This is a genomic window from Kitasatospora sp. NPDC092039, assembly GCF_044756065.1.
Taxonomy (GTDB): Bacteria; Actinomycetota; Actinomycetes; order Streptomycetales; family Streptomycetaceae; genus Kitasatospora.
Genome location: NZ_JBIVSD010000034.1, coordinates 32,578 through 55,316, shown reverse-complemented (window position 1 = coordinate 55,316; position 22,739 = coordinate 32,578). Strand labels below are relative to the sequence as shown.

At 73.1% G+C, this 22,739-nt stretch carries 18 protein-coding genes; 9 read left to right on the top strand and 9 right to left on the bottom strand.

What is annotated here, in order from left to right; all coding sequences use genetic code 11:
• Window positions 1–149 precede the first annotated feature (149 nt).
• Entirely contained in the window at window positions 150–2,312 is a 2,163-nt protein-coding gene (locus ACIQI7_RS37555) for a glycoside hydrolase family 9 protein (protein WP_401118963.1), read from the bottom strand.
• Window positions 2,313–2,623: 311 nt separating this feature from the next.
• Here ACIQI7_RS37555 and ACIQI7_RS37550 point away from each other — a divergent pair, with 311 nt between their 5' ends.
• The 4 genes from ACIQI7_RS37550 to yjfF all read left to right on the top strand — a co-directional run bounded on the left by ACIQI7_RS37550 (window position 2,624) and on the right by yjfF (window position 7,295).
• On the top strand, window positions 2,624–3,604 hold the full coding sequence (locus ACIQI7_RS37550; protein WP_387747957.1) for an ABC transporter substrate-binding protein: 981 nt from the start codon (window positions 2,624–2,626) through the stop codon (window positions 3,602–3,604).
• Between the two features lie 114 nt (window positions 3,605–3,718).
• The gene (locus ACIQI7_RS37545; RefSeq protein ID WP_401118960.1) at window positions 3,719–5,242 is read left to right on the top strand and encodes a sugar ABC transporter ATP-binding protein; all 1,524 of its coding nucleotides are present in this window, start codon (window positions 3,719–3,721) and stop codon (window positions 5,240–5,242) included.
• Window positions 5,239–6,321, top strand: coding sequence for an ABC transporter permease (locus ACIQI7_RS37540; RefSeq protein ID WP_401118958.1), 1,083 nt, complete (start codon window positions 5,239–5,241; stop codon window positions 6,319–6,321). The genes ACIQI7_RS37545 and ACIQI7_RS37540 overlap by 4 nt, the downstream gene beginning before the upstream one ends.
• Complete coding sequence (gene yjfF / locus ACIQI7_RS37535) at window positions 6,318–7,295, top strand: galactofuranose ABC transporter, permease protein YjfF (RefSeq protein ID WP_401118956.1); 978 nt, start codon at window positions 6,318–6,320, stop codon at window positions 7,293–7,295. The genes ACIQI7_RS37540 and yjfF overlap by 4 nt, the downstream gene beginning before the upstream one ends.
• Window positions 7,296–7,402: 107 nt before the next feature.
• Here yjfF and ACIQI7_RS37530 read toward each other — a convergent pair whose 3' ends face one another.
• The 4 genes from ACIQI7_RS37530 to ACIQI7_RS37515 form a co-directional block, all read right to left on the bottom strand.
• Window positions 7,403–8,317: a carbohydrate ABC transporter permease gene (locus ACIQI7_RS37530; RefSeq protein ID WP_401118953.1), complete on the bottom strand. Its 915-nt coding sequence runs from the start codon at window positions 8,315–8,317 to the stop codon at window positions 7,403–7,405.
• A gap of 17 nt (window positions 8,318–8,334) precedes the next feature.
• On the bottom strand, window positions 8,335–9,336 hold the full coding sequence (locus ACIQI7_RS37525; protein WP_401118951.1) for a carbohydrate ABC transporter permease: 1,002 nt from the start codon (window positions 9,334–9,336) through the stop codon (window positions 8,335–8,337).
• A 179-nt stretch (window positions 9,337–9,515) separates the two neighbouring features.
• Complete coding sequence (locus ACIQI7_RS37520) at window positions 9,516–10,823, bottom strand: extracellular solute-binding protein (RefSeq protein ID WP_401118949.1); 1,308 nt, start codon at window positions 10,821–10,823, stop codon at window positions 9,516–9,518.
• 396 nt (window positions 10,824–11,219) lie between these two features.
• Complete coding sequence (locus ACIQI7_RS37515; RefSeq protein WP_401118946.1) at window positions 11,220–12,242, bottom strand: LacI family DNA-binding transcriptional regulator; 1,023 nt, start codon at window positions 12,240–12,242, stop codon at window positions 11,220–11,222.
• Window positions 12,243–12,548: 306 nt separating this feature from the next.
• On the opposite strand from ACIQI7_RS37515, the gene ACIQI7_RS37510 reads away from it, so the two are divergent.
• The gene (locus ACIQI7_RS37510) at window positions 12,549–13,523 is read left to right on the top strand and encodes a glycoside hydrolase family 6 protein (protein ID WP_401118944.1); all 975 of its coding nucleotides are present in this window, start codon (window positions 12,549–12,551) and stop codon (window positions 13,521–13,523) included.
• A gap of 109 nt (window positions 13,524–13,632) precedes the next feature.
• Here the strand turns inward: ACIQI7_RS37510 and ACIQI7_RS37505 are convergent, their stop codons facing one another.
• Entirely contained in the window at window positions 13,633–14,433 is an 801-nt protein-coding gene (locus ACIQI7_RS37505) for a helix-turn-helix domain-containing protein (RefSeq protein WP_401118941.1), read from the bottom strand.
• A 101-nt stretch (window positions 14,434–14,534) separates the two neighbouring features.
• Here ACIQI7_RS37505 and ACIQI7_RS37500 point away from each other — a divergent pair, with 101 nt between their 5' ends.
• Together ACIQI7_RS37500 and ACIQI7_RS37495 are read left to right on the top strand one after the other, a co-directional pair.
• Window positions 14,535–15,350: a phytanoyl-CoA dioxygenase family protein gene (locus tag ACIQI7_RS37500; protein WP_401118939.1), complete on the top strand. Its 816-nt coding sequence runs from the start codon at window positions 14,535–14,537 to the stop codon at window positions 15,348–15,350.
• A 2-nt stretch (window positions 15,351–15,352) separates the two neighbouring features.
• Window positions 15,353–15,706 carry a hypothetical protein gene (locus ACIQI7_RS37495; protein ID WP_401118970.1) on the top strand — a complete coding sequence of 118 codons (354 nt, stop codon included), beginning with the start codon at window positions 15,353–15,355 and terminating at the stop codon, window positions 15,704–15,706.
• A gap of 58 nt (window positions 15,707–15,764) precedes the next feature.
• Here ACIQI7_RS37495 and ACIQI7_RS37490 read toward each other — a convergent pair whose 3' ends face one another.
• A complete protein-coding gene (locus ACIQI7_RS37490) occupies window positions 15,765–17,216 on the bottom strand; it encodes a GH1 family beta-glucosidase (RefSeq protein ID WP_401118936.1) in 1,452 nt (483 codons plus the stop codon).
• Between the two features lie 341 nt (window positions 17,217–17,557).
• Here ACIQI7_RS37490 and ACIQI7_RS37485 point away from each other — a divergent pair, with 341 nt between their 5' ends.
• A complete protein-coding gene (locus ACIQI7_RS37485; RefSeq protein ID WP_401118933.1) occupies window positions 17,558–18,607 on the top strand; it encodes a LacI family DNA-binding transcriptional regulator in 1,050 nt (349 codons plus the stop codon).
• Window positions 18,608–18,665: 58 nt separating this feature from the next.
• Here the strand turns inward: ACIQI7_RS37485 and ACIQI7_RS37480 are convergent, their stop codons facing one another.
• Both ACIQI7_RS37480 and ACIQI7_RS37475 read right to left on the bottom strand, forming a co-directional pair.
• Window positions 18,666–20,450, bottom strand: a complete 1,785-nt coding sequence (locus ACIQI7_RS37480; protein WP_401118930.1) for a glycoside hydrolase family 6 protein — start codon at window positions 20,448–20,450, stop codon at window positions 18,666–18,668.
• 14 nt (window positions 20,451–20,464) lie between these two features.
• Window positions 20,465–21,982 carry a cellulase family glycosylhydrolase gene (locus tag ACIQI7_RS37475; protein WP_401118927.1) on the bottom strand — a complete coding sequence of 506 codons (1,518 nt, stop codon included), beginning with the start codon at window positions 21,980–21,982 and terminating at the stop codon, window positions 20,465–20,467.
• Between the two features lie 451 nt (window positions 21,983–22,433).
• Between ACIQI7_RS37475 and ACIQI7_RS37470 the strand changes: the two genes are divergently transcribed.
• Window positions 22,434–22,574 carry a hypothetical protein gene (locus ACIQI7_RS37470; RefSeq protein ID WP_401118925.1) on the top strand — a complete coding sequence of 47 codons (141 nt, stop codon included), beginning with the start codon at window positions 22,434–22,436 and terminating at the stop codon, window positions 22,572–22,574.
• Window positions 22,575–22,739: the final 165 nt, after the last annotated feature.

Genomic DNA, 22,739 nt, shown 5'->3' with positions numbered 1-22,739 from the left:
CTGCCGGGGGGCCGGCACCCCGCTGGGCGGGCGGGGTGGGGGTTGGGCCCCGGGGGGGGGGCGGGGGGGGGGGGCGGGGGGCGGGGGGGGGCGGGGGGGGCCCCCCCCCCCCCCGGGCGGGGGGGGGGGGCGGCCGGGTCCGGGGGCGCTCAGGTGCAGTCGGTGCCGTTCAGGGTGAAGCGGGAGGGCGCCGGGTCGGCGGCGGACGTCGCCTGGAACCCGAAACCCGCGCTCGCCCCGGGCGCCAGGGTGCCGTTCCAGCCGGCGTCCCGGGCGCTCACGGCGCTGCCGCTCTGGGTGACCGTCGCGTTCCACCCGGTCGAGATCCGCTGGTCGCCCGGGAAGCTCCAACCGAGCGTCCAGCCGGAGACGGTGGCCGTGCCGGTGTTCCGTACGGTCACCGTCGCGGTGAATCCGCCGCTCCAGGCGCTGTCGACCTTGTACGCCACCGCGCAGGACGCCGTCGGCGGGGTCGGTGCCGTCCGCCGTTCGGCGGCGAACGCCGCGAGCCAGGCCAGCGAGGCGTTCCAGTTGATCGCCACCTCGTTGGTCGAGTACGAGCCGATGTCGTCGACGTAGCAGGCCGCCGGTGCGCAGCCGGTCAGCTCGGCCTTCGCCACCGGGTCCTCCAGGGCCGCGTCCGGGCCGCCCGCGAAGGAGCCGGCCGGCGGATGCGGCAGTGCGGCGTCGTTCTGGTGCGCCCAGAACCGGTGGTGCTGGTTCTCCGAGGCCCGCTCGCCGTAGCCGCTCACGTAGGAGTGGTCCAGCGCGTTGCGGCCGAGCAGGTAGTCCATCGCCTCCAGGGCGCCGGTCCGGTAGCGCGCGGCGCCGGTCAGCTCGTACGCCACGGCCAGCACCATCGCGTTGTTGGCGACCGAGCTGTTGGAGCCCCAGACGTAGCCGTCGGCGGCGATCGGCACCGCGTAACCCTGTCCGGCCATGGTGGCCAGGTGGCTGTCGGCGGCCGCGGTCAGCAGGCCGCGCAGGCGCGCCACGTCGGCGGCGGGCAGGGCCACGCCGGGGACGGTGGCCAGGGTGATCCGGCCGAGCGTCGCGGTGCCGCCCCACCAGAACCCGTCCACCGGTTTCGTGTGGTGCGGGGAGGAGGTGACCGCGTCCCGGTACTGCGCCTCACCGGTGGTGGCGAGGAGTTCGGCCGCGGCCCAGTAGAACTCGTCGGAGACGTCGGCGTCCTCGTACGCGCCGCCGCCGGTGTTGTCACTCGCCGGGGCGAGGAGGTTCGGGTTGGCCCTGGCCGCCGTCCAGGCGCGGCGGGCCGCGTCCAGGCAGCGGGCGGCGAAGGCGGCGTCGTACGGTGCGTACACCCGGGCGCACTGCGCCCCGACGGCGGCCAGGTTGAGCGTGGCGGCGGTCGACGGCTTGTGCAACTCGCGCGGCTGGTCGTCGAGTTCGGGCCGGGTCGGCAGGCCGGTCCACTGGGCGTCGTGCAGCTTGTGGAAGGCCATGCCGGCCATCGGCCTGCCCTCCGGGACCTGCATCCGCAGCAGGAAGTCCAGCTCCCAGCGGGCCTCGTCCAGCACGTCCGGCACCCCGTTCCCGCGCTCGGGAACGCGCAGGGTGGAGTCGCCGAGGGCCGCGTCGGCGCCCGAACGGTGCGCCCGCTCGAAGGAGTCGACCAGCTCCCAGGTCGCGATGCCGCCGTTGACCACGTACTTGCCCTGGTCCCCGGCGTCGTACCAGCCGCCGCGGACGTCCGAGCGGTAGTCGCACACCCCGGCCTGGCACGGCACGCCGGTGTCGCCCTGGTTCGGCGCCACGCCCAGGTGGCCGGCGGGGCGGGCGTACGCGCTGCCGGCCAGGGCCGCGTCGATGGCGATGCCGCTGCGCTGCTGGTAGAAGAAGGACATGCTGTCGGCGCGCAGCCCGTCGTACAGCGAGGCCGAGATGTCGAACGGGTGGCTCGCGCCGCCGTCCACGACCAGGGTGAAGCCGGTGCCGGTGCCGGTGTAGGCGCCGAAGTCCACCAGGTGCGTGGACTGGCCGGACGCCCGGTCGGCGCCGTGCACGGTGGTGGTGCCGGCGGCGACCTGCGCGCCGGAGGCGTCGCGCAGCCGCCAGGGGACCGGGGTGGTCGCGGAGCTGACCACGGTGGCCCGCTTTGGCCCGTCCGGCAGGTAGCCGAGCTGGTTCACGCGGACGGGGAAGTCGGCGGCCGTGGTGGCCGTGGCCGCCGCTGCGGTGGTGGCCGGGGTGAAGGCGGTGGCGGTCAGCCCGCCGGCGGCCAGGGCCAGACCGGCCAGTGCGGCGGCCGCGCGCCGGGGCAGCCCGCGGCCGGGGAGGAGGGGAGGCATGGGTGGGGACTTCCTTCGGGGGTGGGGAGTCGGGGGCGCGGGAGCGCGTGGACCGTGGGAGCGCTCCCAGTGCCCCCAATGAAGCCAGCCGTCCGCCGGGCGCGTCAAGGTGCCGTGAGGCGACGGGAATTGACGACACGTCAGTTCATGTGGGACGCCCTGGTGGAACCGGTGTTGACGGACTGTCGGGCGGGGCGGCCGGGCGCTGCCGGGGCTGGTCAAGATTGGATAACGGGCTGCGGTGAATCTTGTCGAGTCGAATGTTAGCGCTAACAATCGAGCGATCGACGATCCCGAGAGGAAGTCCCCCCATGTCCAAGAGAGTTGCGGCGGCCCTGGTCGCCGGCACGATGGTCGCCCTCCTCACCGCCTGTGGATCCGGTGGCGGAGGCTCCGCCGGCAAGGCCTCCGGCGGCAAGCTCGTCGTGGGCTTCTCGCAGGTGGGAGCGGAGAGCGGGTGGCGCACCGCCAACACGAAGTCGATCCAGGAGGCCGCGAAGAAGGCCGGGATCGAGCTGAAGTTCTCCGACGCGCAGCAGAAGCAGGAGAACCAGATCAAGGCGATCCGCTCGTTCATCCAGCAGAAGGTCGACGTGATCGCCTTCTCGCCGGTGGTGGAGTCGGGTTGGGACACCGTTCTGAAGGAGGCCAAGGACGCGCACATCCCGGTCGTCCTGACCGACCGCGCGGTGAACTCCAAGGACGAGTCGCTCTACGCCTCCTTCCTCGGCTCGGACTTCGTCGAGGAGGGCAAGGCGGCCGGCGACTGGCTGGTCAAGGAGTACGCGGCCGGCGACGGTGACGTGAACATCGTCCAGCTGGAGGGCACCACCGGATCGGCGCCGGCCAACGACCGCAAGTCCGGCTTCGCGGACGCCGTGAAGGGGCAGCCCAGGTTCAAGGTGGTCGCCTCGCAGACCGGTGACTTCACCCGCGCCAAGGGCAAGGAGGTCATGCAGGCCTTCCTGAAGTCCCAGCCGAAGATCGACGTGCTGTACGCGCACAACGACGACATGGCGCTCGGTGCGATCCAGGCGATCGAGGAGGCCGGCAAGAAGCCGGGCACCGACATCAAGATCGTCTCCGTGGACGGCGTCAAGGACGCCTTCACCGCGATGAGCCAGGGCAAGATCAACTACGACGTCGAGTGCAACCCGCTCCTCGGCGACCAGCTGATGGACCTGGTGAAGAAGGTCAAGGCGGGTGAGCAGGTGCCCCGGCGGATCAAGACCGAGGAGGGGACCTTCACCCCCGAGCAGGCCACCGCGGCCCTGCCGAACCGCCAGTACTGACCCGCCCGATCCGTGCGGGGCCGCTCCCGCGGGCCGACCCCGCACGGCCCCGCACGGCCCCGACCGGACCGCCCTCGGGCGGTCCGGTCCGGGAGACACGAAAGGAGAACCGGGGTGCGGCAGCAACCGGTCCTGGAAGTCCGGGGGCTCCGGAAGGAGTTCCCCGGGGTGGTGGCGCTGGACGGGGTCGACTTCCGGCTCTTCCCCGGCGAGGTGCACGCCCTGATGGGGGAGAACGGCGCCGGCAAGTCCACGCTGATCAAGGTGCTCACCGGAGTCCACCCGGTCGACGGCGGCGAGGTGCTGCTCGCCGGCCGGCCGGTGCGGATCGCCGGACCGGCGCAGGCCCAGCAGGCCGGCATCAGCACGGTCTACCAGGAGGTGAACCTCTGCCCGAACCTGTCGGTCGCGGAGAACGTCCTCATCGGGCGGGAGCCCCGCAGGTTCGGCCTGATCGACTGGGCCGCGCTGCGCCGCCGGGCCGCCGAGCTGGTCCGCGAACTGGAACTGGACATCGACGTCGGCGCGCCGCTGAACAGCTACTCCATCGCCGTCCAGCAGCTCGTGGCCATCGTCCGCGCGGTCCACGTCTCCGCCAAGGTGCTGATCCTGGACGAACCCACCTCCAGCCTCGACCGCGACGAGGTCCGCCAACTCTTCACCGTGATGCGCCGGTTGCGGGACCAGGGCGTCGCCATCCTGTTCGTCTCGCACTTCCTCGACCAGGTCTACGAGATCTGCGACCGGATGACCGTGCTGCGCAACGGCCGACTCGAGGGCGAGTACCTGACCAGCGAACTGGACCAGGCCCAGCTGGTCTCCCGGATGATCGGCGCCGAGCTCGCCGGACTCGACCGGCTCGGTGGCGGCAAGCGGCGCGAACGCGCCGCACCGGCCTCCGGGGAGATGTTCCTGCAAGCCGAGGGGCTGACCCGCCGGGGCGCCGTCGAACCGTACGACCTGGCCGTCCGGTCGGGCGAAGTGGTCGGACTGGCCGGGCTGTTGGGCTCCGGACGGACCGAGGCCGCCCGGCTGCTGTTCGGCGCCGACCGGAGCGACGGCGGCACGCTGCGGATCGAGGGCACGGATACCGCACTGCGCGGACCGCGCGACGCGATCGCCCACGGCATCGCGTTCTGTTCGGAGAACCGCAAGACCGAGGGCCTGGTCGGCGAACTGACCGTCCGGGAGAACATCGTGCTGGCGCTCCAGGCGGCCCGGGGCTGGACCCGTCCGCTGTCCCGCACCGCGCAGGACGAGCTCTCCCTGCGCTGGATCCGCGCCCTGGACATCCGTCCCGGCAACCCCGAGGCACTGGTGCGCAACCTCAGCGGCGGCAACCAGCAGAAGGTGCTGCTCGCCCGCTGGCTGATCACCGACCCCAAGCTGCTGATCCTGGACGAGCCGACCCGCGGCATCGACATCGGGGCGAAGGCCGAGATCCAGAAGCTGGTGGCGAAGCTCGCCGAGGACGGCATGGCGGTGCTCTTCATCTCCGCCGAACTGGAGGAGGTGCTGCGGCTCAGCCACCGGGTCGGCGTGCTGCGCGACCACCGGATGGTCGCCCAGCTGGACAACGACGGCGAGCTCACCCCGGAGCGCGTCATGGCCACCATCGCGAGCGGAGCGGAGCAATGAGCACGGCAACGGCGGCGAGCCCGGCGAAGGCGGTGACCCGGTACCGGCTGTTCTGGCCGGCCGCGGTGCTGGCCGTGCTCCTGGTCGCCAACCTCGCCTTCACCCCCGACTTCTTCGCCGTCCACCTGCGGGACGGCCACCTCTACGGCTCCCTGGTCGACATCCTGCACTTCGGCGCCCCGCTGATCCTGGTCTCCCTGGGCATGACCCTGGTGATCGCCACCGGCGGCATCGACCTGTCGGTCGGCTCGACCGTCGCGATCTCCGGGGCCCTGGCCTGCCTGCACATCAGCCGGTCCGCCGACCCGGGCGGCGTCGGCACCGTGCTGACCGCCGTCGGCTACGCCCTCGGCACCGCCCTGGTGCTCGGCCTCGTCAACGGCGTCCTGGTGGCCAGGGCCGGCGTCCAGCCGATCATCGCCACCCTGATCCTGATGGTCGCCGGGCGCGGGCTGGCCCAGCTGGTCACCGACGGCCAGATCATCACCGTCACCAGCGAGCCCTACAAGCTGATCGGCGGCGACTACTGGCTGACCGTGCCGTTCGCGATCCTGCTCGCCGGCCTGGTCGTCCTGCTCACCGCGCTGCTCACCCGGTCCACCGCGCTCGGCCTGCTGCTGGAGTCGGTCGGCGGCAACCCGGTGGCCAGCCGGCTGGTCGGCATCCGGGCGGTGCGCCTGGTCGGCCTGGTGTACGTGTTCAGCGCGCTGTGCGCGGCGGTCGCCGGGCTGATGGTCTCCTCCAACGTCTCGGCGGCGGACGGCAACAACGCCGGCCTGTGGATCGAACTCGACGCCATCCTCGCCGTGGTGCTCGGCGGGACCTCGCTCAACGGCGGCCGGTTCTCGATCGGCGGCACCGTCCTCGGCGCGCTGATCATCCAGACCCTCTCCACCACCGTCTACACCGTCGGCATCCCGCCGGAGACCACCCTGGTGTTCAAGGCGTTCGTGGTGATCACCGTCTGCCTGGTCCAGTCGCCCGCCTTCCGTGCCAGGTTCGCCGGCCGCGGCGCACGCTCCCGGCACACCGTCCGGTCGCACCCCGCGGCCCCCACCAACCGGGAGGTCGGCGAATGAGCGCCAACGCCCACGCGCTGTCGGCCCGGCTCCGCCGGCAGGTCCCGCTGCTGGTCACCACGGTCCTGCTGGTGTCGATGTTCGGCGCCGGCTCGGTGGAGTACGACGGGTTCCTCTCCGGCCAGGTCGTGCTCAACCTGCTGATCGACAACGCCTTCCTGCTGGTCGTCGCGGTCGGGATGACGTTCGTCGTGCTGACCGGCGGCATCGACCTGTCGGTCGGCGCGGTCGTCGCGCTGTCCACCGTGGTCTCCGCCTGGCTGGTCGAACAGCACGGCTGGCCACCACTGCTGGTGATCCCGCTGGTCCTGCTGATGGGCACCGGCGGCGGCTGGCTGATGGGCTGGGTCATCCACGTCTTCGAGATCCAGCCGTTCATCGTCACCCTGGCCGGCATGTTCCTCGCCCGCGGCCTGTGCTACACGATCAGCATCGACTCGATCTCCATCACCGACCCGCAGTACACCGCCATGGCGCAGACCCGGATCCCGCTCGGCAGCGTGTTCGTCTCACCGAGCGCGGTGATCGCCCTGCTGGTGGTCGCCGCCGGATTCGTGGTCCTCCACTACACCCGCCTCGGCCGCGACGTGTACGCGCTCGGCGGCAGCGAGCAGTCCGCCCTGCTGATGGGCCTGCCGGTCCAGCGGACCAAGACCACCGTTTACGCGATCAGCGGCTTCTGCTCCGCGCTCGGCGGTGTCCTGCTCACCTTCTACATGCTCTCCGGCTACGGCCTGCACGCGGTCGGCCTGGAACTCGACGCGATCGCCGCGGTCGTCATCGGCGGCACCCTGCTCACCGGCGGCTCCGGCTACCTGCTCGGCACCGTGCTCGGTGTGCTGGTGCTCGGACTGATCCAGACCGTGATCAGCTTCCAGGGCACGCTCAGTTCCTGGTGGACCCGGATCGTCATCGGCGCCCTGCTGTTCGTCTTCATCGTCCTGCAGCGCCTGATCACCGCGCGCCGGCGCTGACCGCCCGGCACCGATCGCCCGGCGGTGCGGACCGCCGGGCGTGCTGGCCACCCGCCCCGGCCCCGGCCCCGCGCACGCCTGCGGAGCCGGGGCCGGGGCGCGGCCGGTCACCCCTTCAGGGCGCCCTGGGTGATGCCGCCGACGATCTGGCGGCCGAAGACGGTGAAGACCAGGAGCAGCGGCGCGGTGCCGACGAGCGCGCCGGCGGTGATGACGGACCAGTCGGTGGACCAGCCGGTGCCGAGCCCGGCGAGGGCGACCTGGACGGTCGGGTTCGTGGCGCCGTTCATCGCGATGACGGGCCACAGGAAGTCGTTCCAGGACTGGACGAAGACGAGCATCCCCAGGACGGCCATGGCGGGCCGGGCGATCGGCAGGACGACGTGCCAGACGACCCGCAGCGAGTGCGCGCCGTCGACCCGGGCCGCCTCCAGCAGTTCGGTGGGCAGGGCCTGGGTGAGGTACTGGCGCATGAAGAAGACCCCGAAGGCGGTCACCAGGGAGGGCAGGACGAGCGCGCCGAGATGGTTGCCGAGCCCCAGGTGCCGCATCAGGATGAACAGCGGTACCACGCTGACCTGGGCGGGCACCGCCATGGTGGCGACGACGAGGGACAGCAGCGCCCCGCGGCCGCGGAAGCGCAGCTTGGCGAACGCGAAGCCGGCCAGCACGGAGAACGCCACCGTGCTGAGCGCGACGGTGCCGGCGACCAGGGTGGAGTTGAGCAGCGCGACGCCCATGCCGCGCGCTCCGGCGTTGTCCCACACGTAGCCGATGTTGTGGAACAGGTTGGATCCGGGCAGGAGCGGCGGGGGCGTGGAGACCACCCGGTGGCTGTCGGTCGACGCCGCCACGAGCGTCCAGTACAGCGGGAACAGCGAGACGAGGGCGGCCACGACCAGGGCCGCCAGGGCGAACGGCCCGGCCCGGTGCTGGTCGCCCGCGCCCGGGGAGCGCAGCCGGCTCCGGCGCCCGGTGCCCCGCCGCGCGGTGGCGGAGTCGGGGGCGGGGATGGTGGTCATGGAGTCGTCCTTCCCGGTCACTTGGCGGCGCGCAGGCGGCGGGCGATCAGCGTGTTGGCCAGGCCGACCAGCAGGAGCAGGCCGAACATCAGCCAGGCGATGGCCGAGGCGCGTCCGAGCAGGCTGTAGTGGAAGCCCTGGTCGTACATGAGGATGCCGAGGGTCTCGTACTGGTGGTCGGTGCCGCCCTGGTGGCCGCTCTGCCCGCCGAACAGGTAGGGCTCGCCGAAGAGTTGGGTCGATCCGATGAACGAGACGACGACGGTGAACAGGATGGTCGGGCGCAGTTCGGGGATCGTGACGTGGCGGAACTGCCGCCAGCGGCTGGCCCCGTCGATCGCGGCGGCCTCGTACAGCTCGCGGGGGACGGCCTGCATCGCGGCGAGGTAGATCAGCGCGTTGTAGCCGGTCCAGCGCCAGATGACGATCACCGAGACGGCGAGCTGGGAGCTCCAGGTGCCGGACTCCCAGCGGACCGGCCCGAGGTCCACCAGCCCGAGCAGCCAGTTGGCCATGCCGCCCTCGGGGCTGAAGATCAGCGCGAAGACGAGCGTGGCGGCCGCGACCGACGTCGCGTACGGCGCGAGCAGCGCCGTGCGGAAGAAACCCCGGGCCGGGAGGCGGTAGTTGAGCAGGTGGGCGAGACCGAGCGCGATCAGCAGCTGGGGGACGGTGGACAGCACGCCGAGGCTGACGGTGTTGCGCAGGGCGTTCCAGAAGAGCTCGCTCGCCGGCCCGAACAGCAGGTCCTGGTAGTTCTGGAGACCGACCCAGTCGGTCCGGTCCACGTTGTACAGGCTGACCTGGTGCAGGGACAGCCAGCCGGTGTAGACGAGGGGGAAGAGCCCGAAGACCGCGAACACCACGAAGAAGGGCGCGACGAACACGTACGGCGAGCCGGTGTGGTCCCAGCGGCGCAGCCGGCGGCGCAGGCCGGTCGGCTCCTCGCGGCGCTCCGGCGGGCTCGGGGCGGGTGGGTCGGCCGGGTCTCTTCGGGGGGTGCGGGTCGGGGTGGCCACAGGTTCCTCCGTGCCGGGTCGACGGCCGGCTGGGGTCGTCGCGTCGTTCGTGGACAGGGGGTCGGTCGGTCTCGGTCGTTCGGGGGTGGCGGCCGTACGGACGGCGCGGGGGAGTGGCGGCCGTACGGAAGCGCGCCGGGGAGGGGGCCGCGCGGTCCGTACGGCCCGGGCCCGTGCGGCTACTGGACGGTGCTCGCGAGCTGCTTGACGGTGGCCGCCCAGGCCTCCTCGGGGCTCTGGTGGTTCTGCTCCATCAGCTGCACGCCGTTGCCGAACGCCCCGTGGAAGTCACCGTGGTGCGGCCCGGTCTCGGCCGGCTGGATGGCCTTGGCGGCGGTGGAGAAGATCCGACCGGTGGGGGCGTTCGGGCCGATGTACGGGTTGGTGAAGTCCGTGACGCCCGGCAGCGCGTACGCCTTCTGGTTGGAGGGGATGTTGCCGACCTTCTGGAAGACCTTGGCCTGCTGCTCGGGCGCGGTGAGCCAGGCGGCCAGCGCCTGCGCCTGGGCGACGTGCTTGCCGGAGGCCGGCACCGTCAGGAACGAGCCGCCCCAGTTCCCGGCGGCGGGGGCCTGCGCGACGTTCCACTTCCCGGCGTTGCCCGGGCCGGAGTACTTCTCGATGTTGGCCTGCTGCCAGGACGGGCAGACGGTGGTGGCGAACGTGGAGTTGGAGAAGGCCGTCTGCCAGGGGGTGTCGAACTCCTTGAGCCCCTGGGTGATGCCGGCCTGGACGGCGTCGGAGGCCAGCTTCCAGCCCTTCCGCACACCGGCGGAGCCCTGGTAGTCGGCCTTGCCGTTCTTGTAGTACTGCTCGGTGTCGGAGGAGACCACGCCGTTGTACAGGCCGGTGGCGGTGTCCATGAAGAAGGTCCCCTGGGGGGCCTTGGCCTGGTACCGGCGGCCGGCCTCGACGTACTTGGCCCAGTCGCCCGCCCACAGGGCGCCGACCGCGGCGGGGTCGCCGGGCAGGCCCGCCGCCTCGAAGAGGTCCTGGCGGTAGCAGATCGCCATCGGGCCGACGTCGGTGCCGAGGCCGACGGTCTTGCCCTGGGCGGTGGTCGCCTGCTTCCACTTCCACGGCAGGTAGGCGTCCTTGTCGACGCCCGGGGCCTTCGACAGGTCGGTGAAGGCGGCGCTGAGCTGGTCGGAGGCGGCGAGCGCGATCCGGCTCACCTCCAGGGCCTGGATGTCGTCGAGCCCGCCGCCCGACAGCCGGGTCTGCAGCGCCGTCCAGTAGTCGCCCTCCACCGTGGTGGCGTTCTCCTTGACGGTGATGTTCGGGTGGGCCTTCATGTACTCGTCGAAGAGCCCGGCGTCCTTGTAGCCGAAGGTGCCGAAGTCGCCCACGGTGAGCGTGATCTTCGCGTTCGGGTCGTCCGAGCCGGAGCCGGACCCTCCGGAGGAGCAGCCGGTGACCAGGGCCGCGGTGACGGCGGCGGCCGACAGGAGGGCGGGGGCTCTGCGGGAACGGCTGCGCAGGAACATGGGGTTCTCCAGGGCGGTAGCGGGACGCGCGGGGGTGGGCCGCGCTCGTGATGCCGGAGCGGGGCCGCGAGCGGTCGTGAGGGGTGGGTGAGGACGCGCAAGGGGCCGGGGCGGACTCGCGCCGGCGGCCCGGGAGCGTCCGCCGAGGCGTGGGAGCGCTCCCAAGGGGGAACCCTGCTCCCTCCGGGACGGACTGTCAAGAGCTGTGGCGGCAGGGGAGTTGGGGCCGCTCGGCCGTCCCGCGCGGGGCGGATCGCCGGCCGGGTCAGTCCGCGGGCGGGGGCGCGGACCCGCGGACGGTCAGGCGGGTGGGGGTGCGGACTCGCGGACGGTCAGGCCGGTGGGGGTGCGGACTCGCGGACGGTCAGGCGGGTGGGGGTGCGGACTCGCGGACGGTCAGGCCGGTGGTAGTGCGGACTCGCGGACGGTCAGGCGGGTGGGGAGGACGAGGGGGCTCGGGTCCTGGCCGTCGAGGACGGCCACCAGCATCCGGGCCATCTCCAGCCCGAGCGCGCGCACCGGCTGGTGAACGGTCGTCAGCGGCGGATCGGCGTAGAGCGCGCCGGCGAGGTCGTCGAAGCCGACGACCGCGACGTCCTCGGGCACGCGCCGGCCGTGTCGGCGCAGGGCGCGCAGCGCTCCCAGGGCCATGCCGTCGTTGGCCGCGAACACCGCGTCGATGTCCGGACGGTCCGCGAGCAGCCGCTCCATCGCGGCCTCGCCGCCGGCCCGGGTGAAGCCGCCGGTCGCCAGGCCGGCGGCGGACCGGCCGGCCAGGACGAGTGCCTCGCGGAAGCCCTGTTCGCGGGCGACGGCGGCGTGGAGGTCGACCTGTCCGGTGATCATCGCGATGTTCCGGCGCCCGCCGCGCACCAGGTGCTCGACGGCCAGCCGTGCGCCGCCCCGGTTGTCCGGATCCACGTACCAGCGGGGCGTGCCCGTCAGGGGCAGGCCGCCGAAGACCACGGGCAGGCTGGTCTGCTCGGCCAGCCGGCCCAGGGGGTCGTCCCCACGCACCGCCATCAGCATCACGCCGTCCGCCCGGTGGGAGCTCAGGACGCGCTCCAGGCGTTCCCTGCCGCGCGGGGTGTCGGCCAGCAGCAGGACCAGTTCGAGGTCCGTCCGGTCGAGGTAGGAGCTGACGCCGACCGTCACCTCGGCGAAGAACGGGTCGGCGAACAGGCCGGGCTCGTCGCCGGCCACCGCCAGCACGACCGCCCCCGCGCGCCGGGTCGCCAGCGCCCGGGCGGTCGGATTCGGCGTGTAGTCGAGCTCGCGGACCGCCCGCTCCACCGCGGCACGCTTGGCGGCGCTCACGTGCGGCACGTTGTTGATCACCCGGGACGCCGCCGTGCGGGAGACGCCGGCCCGGGCGGCGACCTCGTCCAGCGTCGGCCGGCGTGGTGGAGACGTCCCCATCGCGATCGCCGATCCTCCCGTTGCCGTCGGGGCGTTCTGCGGACCATCGTTCCACGGACGTGCCGCCACCGGCGGGTGAATTCGACCCGAAGCCGCTCGCTCCACGGACCGGAAGCGCTTCCAGGCCGGGCGGAGGTCGGTCCGGCCCCGCTCCGAACGGGCGGGCCGGCCGCTGCTGCCAGGCGGGCCCCGAGACAACGACCTCGTGCGGAGAGCGTCTTGACAGGCCGTCCGGAGAGCCCCAATCTTCTGGGAACCGGAAGCGCTTCCATCCTCCCCCCAACCCCCACCCGTGGAGGAAGCACCATGCTCCGTTCGCGCCGTACCCGTTCCCTGCTCCTGGCCCCGGTGCTGAGCACCGCCCTCCTCACGCTCCACCCCGCGGCCGCCCACGCCGCCGACCCCACCACGATGACCAGCGGCTTCTACGTGGACCCCGACTCCTCCGCGCGGCGGTGGGTCGACGCCAACCCGGGCGACGGCCGCGCCCCCGCGATCCGGTCCTCGATCGCCGACGTGCCGACGGCGCGCTGGTTCGGCAACTGGAGCGGCACCATCGGGACGGCCACCGGCTCCTTCGTCGGTGCGGCCGCGGCCAACCGCAAGCTGCCCGTCCTGGTGGCCTACAACATCCCCAACCGTGACATCTGCGCGGGCCAGTCCGGCGGCGGGGCGGGCAGCGCCGCCGACTACCGGACCTGGATCGCCGCCTTCGCGAGCGGCATCGGCAACCGGCCGGCGGTGGTCGTCCTCGAACCCGACTCGCTCGGCGACGAGAGCTGCATGAGCCCTGCCCAGATCACCGAGCGCAACGCCCTGCTGAGCGACGCCATCGCGCAGTTCAACGCCAAGGCTCCGAACACCTGGGTCTACCTCGACGCGGGCAACCCCGGCTGGCTGAGCGCCGACACCATGGCCCGGCACCTGGCCGCGGCCGGGGTGAGCGGGGCGCACGGGTTCTCGCTGAACGTGTCGAACTACCTCACCACCTCCGAGAACACCGCCTACGGCAACGCCGTCAACGCGGCCCTGCGGTCCACGAAGGGCTTCACCAAGCCCTACGTCATCGACACCAGCCGCAACGGCAACGGCTCCAACGGCGCGTGGTGCAACCCGGCGGGGCGGCGGATCGGCCGGCCCTCGCAGCTCGGCGGCGGCGCCGAGATGCTGCTGTGGATCAAGGCACCCGGCGAATCCGACGGCAACTGCGGCGTCGGCGCCGGATCCACCGCCGGACAGTTCCTGCCCGAGGTCGCCTACAAGATGATCTACGGCTACTGACGGGAGGCGACGCCCGCCCGGCGTCGCCGCCCGCCCGTTCGGAGCGCCCGGTGGGGCGGCCCTCGACTCCGGGGCCGCCCCACCGGGCGCACGGCTACCGGGCGGGCGGCTACGCGGTGCGCGGGTCGTCCGGACGGGTCCGGGCCGTGCGGACGGCGCGGGGGGAGGCGCCGAGTTCGCGTCGGCAGGCCTTGTTGAAGGCGTGCAGGTCGGGGATGCCCACGGAGGCGGCGATCGCGGGGATGGAGAGGGTGGTGGCGCGCAGGAAGTGGCGGGCGCGTTCCATCCGGCGGGCGCGGATGTAGCCGACGACGGTTTCGCCGGTGGCGGCGCGGAACAGCCGGGTGAGGTGGTTGTGCGAGACGCCGACGGCGCGCGCGATCTCGGGCACGGTGAGGGGTTCGGCGAGCCGGGCCTCGATCAGGGCGGTGGCGGAGGCGACCGAAGGGTGGACGGCCGGGGTGCCGGGCTCGTCGGGAGGGGCGAGCACGGCGATCCGCCACAGCGCGGACCAGATCTCGGCGGCGGCCCGGGCGGGCGTGCGCGGCCAGGCGGCGAGTGCCTGACGGAACCGGGCGGTGAGCGGGTCGAGTTCGGGCCCGGCGGGCTGGATGACGGGGATCCGGTGCGGGGTGCCGGCGGCGCCGAGGCGCAGGTGGACGTAGAAGTGCTCGGAGCGGCCCCGGTAGCGGTAACGGACGTCGGAGCCGGGCGGTACCAGGCTGACCCGGCCGGGACGGATGCTGTACGGGGCGCCGTCCACCGTCAGGTCGGCGTGGTAGTCGTAGAGATGGAGTTGCCAGAGGTCCGGCAGCGAGAACACGTCCACGTGGCCGGCCGGTCCGTGCACGCCGACGCCGACGCCGGCGAGGGTCGGTGGCTCGTCGAGCCGGGCGAGGACCGTGCGCATGGCCACGAGTTCTACCACGCGCGGAGGACGGTGAAAACGGACCACCGGAGGGTGAACCCGGCCCACGCGGTGGTGCGCCGGCCGGCCCTAGCGTGGCGGCCATGGAGAAAACGGGAGAACTGCTGTCGTCGGTGCGGATGGCGCGCTTCGTGGCACGGGGGTCGCTGCGGCTGGACGCCGTGGTCCCGGCGGAGATGAACGCCGAGGGCCTCGCGGTCCTGGCGGCGGGCCTGCCGGACGTGCCGTACGGAACGCCGGTGCCCGAGGCGTACGCGGAGGGTTCGTTCGTCCGTCGCCTGCTGGAACTGCCGCAGGTGGCGGGCGCGTTGCACAGCCTGGTCGGACCGGATCCGTGGGTCGACCACCACGCGGTGCACGTCCGCGAGCCGCACGGCGGCTCGGCGCAGCCGCTGCACGGGGACGCGATCATCGACGTCCGGCCGGACGCGTTCGACGTGCAGCTGATGTACTACCCGCAGGACGTGACGCTGGAGATGGGCGGAACGCTCAGTGTGCCGGGCAGCCACCTGCGGCGCACCAACGAGTCCGACACCGGCCGCTACCAGAACCTGCGCGGCCAGGACCGCCTGGTCTGCCCCGCGGGGACGGTGGTGTTTCTGCACCACGGCCTCTGGCACGGCGGCCGGCGCAACGACAGCGACACCGTCCGCTACATGTTCAAGATCCGCTTCAACCCGAGGGTCCGCCAGCGACTGCTCTGGGACACCTCCGACCTCCACGACCCGCAGGTGGACACCGAGTTGGACGCGGTCTTCCCGTGGTACGAGTGGGCGACCGGCCGGCTGGAGCGGTACAACCGCATCCTGCTGTGGCGGGAGCTGACCGGCAACCCGGGCTACGACCTCGACCACTGGGTGACCAGGGTCTCCAACCGCCCGAAGGAGACGGCGGCATGACGATTTCGACGACCGCGACGACCGCGACGACCGCGACGACCGCGACCGCACGGACCGGCGGGGCCGCCGTGCCGCGCCAGCAGGTGCTGGTGCTGTACCTGGCCGACTCCCGGCTGGACTCGGAGGTGGTCGGCTGGACGCGCTACGACGGCACCGGCCGCACCTCGCCCACCACCGGCGACAGCGACGAACCGCCGTACGGGAGCGGGGTGGAGGCGCTGCAGGACGGCTGGCGGCTGTTCCAGGCCGCGCAGCTGATCCCGCCGTACCCGGGTCACGAGTACGACGTCTCCTTCCTCAAGCACGAGTACTTCTTCGAGCGGATCGTTCCGGTCCCCGAGCCGGGCACCCGGTAGCGGCCCCGGCGCAGGCCCCGCGTCCCGTGCGGACGGGGGCCTGCGCCGGTCCGGAGGGCTACCCCTCGGCCGGCGGGCGCAGCTCGCCGGTCCGGGCCACCCGGGCGTACCAGTGGGCGCTGGTCTTGGGGGTGCGGGTCTGGGTCGGGTAGTCGACGTGGACGAGGCCGAAGCGCTTGGCGTAGCCGTACGCCCACTCGAAGTTGTCCAGCAGGGACCAGGCGAAGTAGCCGCGCACGTCCGCGCCGTCCGCGGTCGCGCGGTGGATCGCCGCCAGATGGGCGTGGAGGTAGGCGGCGCGTTCCGGGTCGTGGACCGTGCCGTCCTCGCCGACCTCGTCCTGGTAGGCGGCGCCGTTCTCGGTGACCACCAGCGGCAGGTCGGGGTGCCGGCGGGCGAGGCCGGTCAGCAGCTCGTACAGGCCGGAGGGGTCGACGGCCCAGTCCATCGCGGTCCGCTCGCCCGGTGCCGGGTGGAAGCCGACCTGGTCCGCGCCCGGCCAGGGCGAGGCGGTGCCGCCGCCGTGGCCGTCCGCGCGGGCGGGGGCGGTGCCCTCGTCGGCCGCGGAGACGACGGTGGGCGTGTAGTAGTTGACGCCCAGCCAGTCCATCGGCTGGTGGATCTCCTTCTCGTCGCCGGCCCGGACGAAGGACCAGTCGGTGAGGTGGGCGGTGTCGGCCAGCAGGTCCTCCGGGTAGGCGCCCTCCAGCATCGGGCCGAGGAAGACCCGGTTGCCGACGGCGTCGATCCGGCGCACGGCGTCCCGGTCGTCGGCCGACGGGGTGAGCGGGCGCAGCGCGTGCAGGTTGAGCGAGACGGACAGCTGCGCGTCGGCGGGCAGCACGCCGCGCAGCGCGGTGACGGCCAGGCCGTGGCCGAGGTTGAGGTGGTGGGCGGCGCGCAGGGCGGCCACCGGGTCGGTGCGGCCGGGGGCGTGGACGCCGGAGCCGTAGCCGAGGAAGGCGCTGCACCAGGGTTCGTTGAGGGTGGTCCAGTGGCCGATCCGGTCGCCGAGCGCCTCGCCCACCAGCCCGGCGTACTCGGCGAACCGCTCGGCGGTGGCGCGCTCGGGCCAGCCGCCCGCCGACTCCAGCTCCTGCGGGAGGTCCCAGTGGTAGAGCGTGGCGACGGGAGTGATCCCGGCGGAGAGCAGCTCGTCGGTGAGGCGACGGTAGAAGTCCAGGCCCTGCTGGACGGCCGGGCCGTGGCCGGTGGGCTGGACGCGCGGCCAGGAGACGGAGAAGCGGTAGGCGGTCAGCCCGAGCCCGGCCATCAGCCGGACGTCCTCGCGGAAGCGGTGGTAGTGGTCGACCGCGACCTCGCCGGTATGGCCCTGGAAGACCTTGCCGGGGGTGCGGCAGAACGTGTCCCAGATCGAGGCGGTGCGGCCGTCCTCGGCGGTGGCGCCCTCCACCTGGTAGGCGGAGGTGGCCGCGCCCCAGAGGAACCCGGCCGGGAACCGGGGCGGGGCGGTGGCGGTCGGGTGGGGACGGGTGGGGGGCACGGGCACGGTCGCTCCAACGGTGAGGGGTTCGGCATTCGGATGGGTGGAGACCACGCTGACGGTGAAGGTGTTGTCCAGGGCGTTGCGGAGGAAACCGCCGGTCCGGGGGTCGGCACGGTCGGGGCCCACCGGTGGCGGCGCCCGGAGAGAGCTGTGGGAGCGCTCCCACGTCCTGTCCGAAGGTTCCTGCCTCAGCTGATCCGGTGTCAAGGGAAGGAGCCGAACTGCCCGGGAGTGGCTGCCGATCGGCCGGCCGTGCGCAGGGTCGGCGCCCCCCGGTCCGGACGATCCGTGGCGGTGCTCCACCCCGGTGACCTACGATCGCCTGCCAGGAGAGGGCGAGACCGATGGCGGCGACGGAAGGCGGGTGGGCGGTGAGCGGACGGCAGACCGGAAGGCCGACCCTGGAGGAGGTCGCGGCCAGGGCCGGGGTCGGGCGCGGCACGGTGTCCCGGGTGATCAACGGCTCGTCGCGGGTGAGCGAGCAGGCGAAGGAGGCGGTCGGCCGGGCCGTCGCGGAACTCGGCTACGTGCCCAACCGGGCGGCCCGGGCCCTGGCCGGCAGCCGGACCGACGCGGTCGCGCTGGTCGTGCCGGAGACCGAGGCGCGGCTGTTCGCGGAGCCGTACTTCCTGGACATCATCCGCGGGGTGAGCGCCGAACTGGCGTCTTCCGACAAGCAGTTGCTGCTCACGCTGATCCGCACCGAGCAGGAGCGGCAGCGCTTCGAGCAGTACCTCGCCGCGCAGCGGGTGGACGGCGTGCTGCTGGTGTCCGTCCACCGGGACGACCCGCTGCCGGACCAAGTGCGCGCGCTGGGCCTGCCGGTGGTGCTGAACGGGCGCCGCTCGCCGCGGGAACCGGTGGCGTACGTGGACTCCGACAACGTGGGGGCCGGCCGGTCGGCCGTGGACCACCTGGCCGGACGCGGGCGGCGCCGCATCGCCACCATCACCGGTCCGCTCGACATGGACGCGGCCGAGGGCCGGTTGGCCGGCTACCGTGAGGGGCTGGCGGCGGCCGGGCTGCCGGGGGACGAACAGCTCGTCGCCACCGGGGACTTCACGGAGGACGGCGGCCGTCGGGCGATGCGCGAGCTGTTGGAGCGCCGCCCTGACCTGGACGCGGTGTTCGCCGCCTCCGACCTGATGGCGGTCGGGGCCCTCGCCGTCCTGCGGGCCAGGGGCCTGGACGTGCCGGGCGACGTCGCGCTGGTGGGCGTCGACGACTCGCCGGTGGCCCGCCACCTCGACCCGCCGCTGACCACCGTCCGCCAGCCGATCGAGCGGATGGGCCGCACGATGGCCGGGCTCCTGCTGCGGCAGATCGCCGGAGAGGACGCGGAGCCGTCCCGCCTGGTGCTGCCGACGGAGCTGGTGGTGCGGCAGTCCTCCTGACCCGCAGGCCGTCCGGAGCCACGCGAGGCTCCGGACGGCCGGGGTGTTCAACGCCGCGTCACAGCGCCGGGTAGGCGTTCTTCAGCAGCTCCTGGAACTGGGCGGAGAACCACTCGCCGGACAGCGGCGCGTCCGGCAGCGCTCCGGACATGTGGTTGTTGTTCCTCGGGTTGCCGGTGTACGCCGGGTCGCACATCCCGTCGAAGCCCTTGCCGTCGTTGTTCGGGATCAGCTTGCTGGCCCCGTCCGACTCGCCCGGGGGCTTCATCCAGACGTACGCGTCGATCCCCGGGGCCGGGGCGGCCTGCGGCCGTTCGCCGAGGCCCGCGCCCGCCTGGTTGCACCAGTTGCCGGTGTTCAGCCGCCGGTCGTAGCGCCCGCCGTCGACGTACGCGTCGACGGTGGTCTTCGGCCCGGGCCCGGCCGGACGGGCGGCGCCGCCCCACCCGTTGCGCGAGGTGTCGATCAGCATGCCGAGCTTGGAGTCGAAGCCCAGCGAGACCAGCTTGGTCCGCAGCGCCTGCGCGTAGGAGAGCTCGTCGACGTAGCGGTTCCAGTCGACCCACTTGGACTGGCGGACGGAGGTGCCGTTGACGCTGTCGTCGACGGTGAAGTTGTCCTCCTTGAGCGCGCTGTAGTTCGCGGTGTTGACGATGAAGCCGTGGACGTTGGCGACGGTGGAGCCCTCGGCGGTGGCCGCCTGCTTGAACAGCTCGGCGGACGGGCCGAGGTTGTCGTCCCAGCCGAGCCAGCCGTGGTGCCCGGCGTCGGCGTAGTTGTACACGTTGGGGATGGCGCCCAGCTTCTTGAGCGCGTAGCCGATGCCCGTGATGTAGTTGCCGTTGGCCTTCATCACGTCGCAGGCGGGAGTGGCGGTGGCCCGCGGCGTGGTGTTGGTGACGAGGTTCGGCAGCGAGTCGAGCTCGACCGTGGTGACGATCCGCAGGCCGGCGTACTTGGGGTCGCCCAGGATGGCCGCGATCGGGTCGATGAACTCCTTCTTGTACCGGTCGATCTCGGTCGGGCCGAGCTCGCCGTTGGAGGAGAGCGCGGCGCAGTCCCGGCCGGGCAGGTCGTAGACCACCAGCTGGACGACGAGCTCTCCGCCGCCCTTCTGGCGCAGCGCCTCGTCGAGGTGGGCGCGCAGCCCCATCCTGCCGTTGGCGCCGGCGATCGCGGCGATCCGGTCCAGCCAGATGCCGGTGGGCTGGCCGGCGACCTTGGCGCCGCCGGGCTCGGCGGCGGCGTGCGCGGACCACTCGGGGTTCACGTAGACCTTCGCGCCGGCGTACGGGTTGTCGACGCGGGTGCCGGCCGGGGTGGTCGGCGTACCGGTCGGGGAGGCGGTGGGCGTGCCGGTCGGCGTGCCGGTGGGGGTGGGCGTGGGCGTCGTGGTGGAGCCGTTGCAGGCCACGCCGTTGAGCTTGAAGGCGGTGGGCACGGGGTTGGCGCCGCTGTAGGAGCCGTTGAAGCCGAAGGAGGTGGAACCGCCGGTCGCCAGGCTGCCGTTGTACGAGAGGTTGCGGGCGGTGACGGCGGCGCCGGACTGGCCGATGGCCGCGTTCCAGCCCTGGGTGACCTGCTGGTTGCCGGCGAAGGTCCACTCCAGGGTCCAGGAGCTCAGCGGGTCACCGGTGTTGGTGACGGTGACGTTGGCGCCGAAGCCGGTGTCCCACTGGTTGGACACCTGGTAGTCGATCCGGCAGCCGGCCGAGGCGGCGCCCGCCGAGGTGGACAGCACGGTGGCGGTGGCGCCGGTCGCGGTCAGCAGGCCGAGGGCGGCGAGCAGGGCGGTCCGGCTGCTGCGCAACCGGTTGAGGCCGGGGTGGGTGGTGCGGCTCATGGTGGGGGTCCCTTTCAGTGTCCGTCGAGGGCGCGAAGGTGGTCGCGCAGTCCGAGGCCGAAGGCGGTGGGGGTGCCGTCGTACGCGCTGATCAGGGCGGGACCGGAGGAGCAGTCCCAGGTGTTCCAGGTCCAGCCCAGGTAGGACAGCCCGCGGTCGTCGGACCACTTCATGACGCGGTCGACGAACGCGTGCCCGCAGGTGTTCTCGCCGATCTCGCCCGCCACGAGCGGGGCGCGGGCGGCGACCGGGGCCAGGGTGGATGTCCAACATGATTCGTTGGCACAGGAATTGAAGTTGTAGACGTGCCAGGCGGCGGCCAGGTTGCCGGTCGGGTCCGAGGGCGCGTGGGCGAGCCAGCCGCTCAGGTCGTTCGCGTAGGCGATCCCGGGGACGAGCACGACGTTGCGCGAGCCGGTGGCGCGGACGGCGTCCACCAGGTCCTGCATGCCGGCCACCTCGTAGCCGATGCCCGGGCAGTCGCCGCCGTCGCGCCAGCAGGCCCAGGCCTGGTCGGTGGTGGCGGTGGCCCGGTCCGGGTAGGGCTCGTTGAACAGGTCGAAGACCACCCGGCGGTCGTCCTTGAAGGTGTTCGCCACCGAGGTCCAGAAGGCCGGGGTGTAGCGGGCGTCCGGCATCGGCTTCTGGCAGGAGGCGTGCACGTCCGGGCAGCCCGCCGAGTTGCCGGTGTACTGGCCGTACGTCCAGTGGAGTTCGACCACGGGGGTCATGCCGTGCGCGAGGACGCGGGCCACCAGTGCCTTGACGGCGTCGGTGTAGGCGGTGCCCCGGTACTCGGGCCGGATGTTGTCCAGGCCGAGCCAGCACTCCTCGTTGAGCGGGATGCGGACGGTGTTGGCCCGCCAGTCCGCGATGGCCTGGACGGCCGCGTCGTCCACCGGTCCGTCGAAGATGCCGTGGCCCTGGACGCACATGAACTCGCCGCCGGAGCGGTTGACGCCGAGCAGCCGGCGGGTGGTGCCGCTCTGGTCGGTCAGCCGGTTGCCGCTGACACCGAGCACGGGCGCGCCGACGGGCGGGGTGGGTGTGGTGGTGGGGGATCCGGTCGGGGTCGGGGTCGGGGTGCCGGTCGGGCTGGGGGACGGGCCCGAACCGGCTGAGCAGGCCAGGCCGTTGAGGGTGAACGCGGTCGGCGCGGGGTTGCCGCCGGACCAGGAGCCGGTGAAGCCGAGGGTGACGCTCGCGCCGGTTCCGAGTGAGCCGTTCCAACTCTCGTTGACGGCCGTGACCTTGCTACCGGACTGGGACCATATGGCGCTCCAGCCCTGGGTGAGGTGCTGGCCGCCGGCGAAGTCGAAGCCGAGGCTCCAACCGCTGGTCGGTACGGCGTTGTTGGTGATGGCGACGGATGCCTGGAAGCCGCCGTCCCACTGGTTGACCGTGGAGTAGGCCACGGAGCAAGCGGGCGGATCGGCGGTGACCGGGCCCGCACCCGCCGCGGCGGACACGGCACTCACCAGGGTGAGGACCGCGCCGCCCAGCAGCGCTGTGAGGGGTGGGGGGTGCCGCATGAGCGACTCCTTGCAGCGAGGACACGCCGCTACCGGCGCGCCGACTGATGGAACCGCTCCCACTGGTGGCCACCGACCGTAGCGCCAACTTCCGCCGAGGAAAAGGGGAGTTGCCGGGATTCGTGCGAAGAGGTGCCGGACCCGTCGCGCCTCTTGACCGGCTCACGGCGATCCCGCACAGTGGGAGCGCTCCCACTGGTGAAGCACGTGTCGTGGAACGTCCTGGCCGCCCGTCACCCAGCCGCGGGCGGCCGCCCCTCGCCGCGCCCCGCCACGCGCGACCGGACCAGGTCGCGCGCGGTGGCGGCGTCATCGGCGAGCAGGGTCGGTCCGGCGGGTTCGCGGCACTCCGCGAGGGTGCGGGCGGCCGGCGCCGCCCACACCCCGGGGAGAGCCGCGGGCGCGGTGGACAGGCTGGTGATGCCGCCCGGTCGCCACCACCGGCGACGCGGTGGACGCGGCCCGGGAGCTGCGCGAGCGCGGCGCCCGACAGGTCCTCGCCGGCCTCGGCGCGGACGGGATGCTCCTGATCGCCGAGGAGGGCAGCTGGTACGGGTCCCGCGCCGCCGAGAAGGAGCCGGTCGGCGCCTGACCGACGGCCCGTGAGGTGCGTCCGGCGGTGATCCGGCGGACCGGATCACGAGCCGGTCCGGGGCGCCCCCGCCCCGGAGCGGGCGCCCCCGGCGGATACCCCCCAGGGGGCCGCCGCCCGCCCCCCCCCCGGGGGGGGGCCGCGCGCCCGCACCCGCCCCCGGGG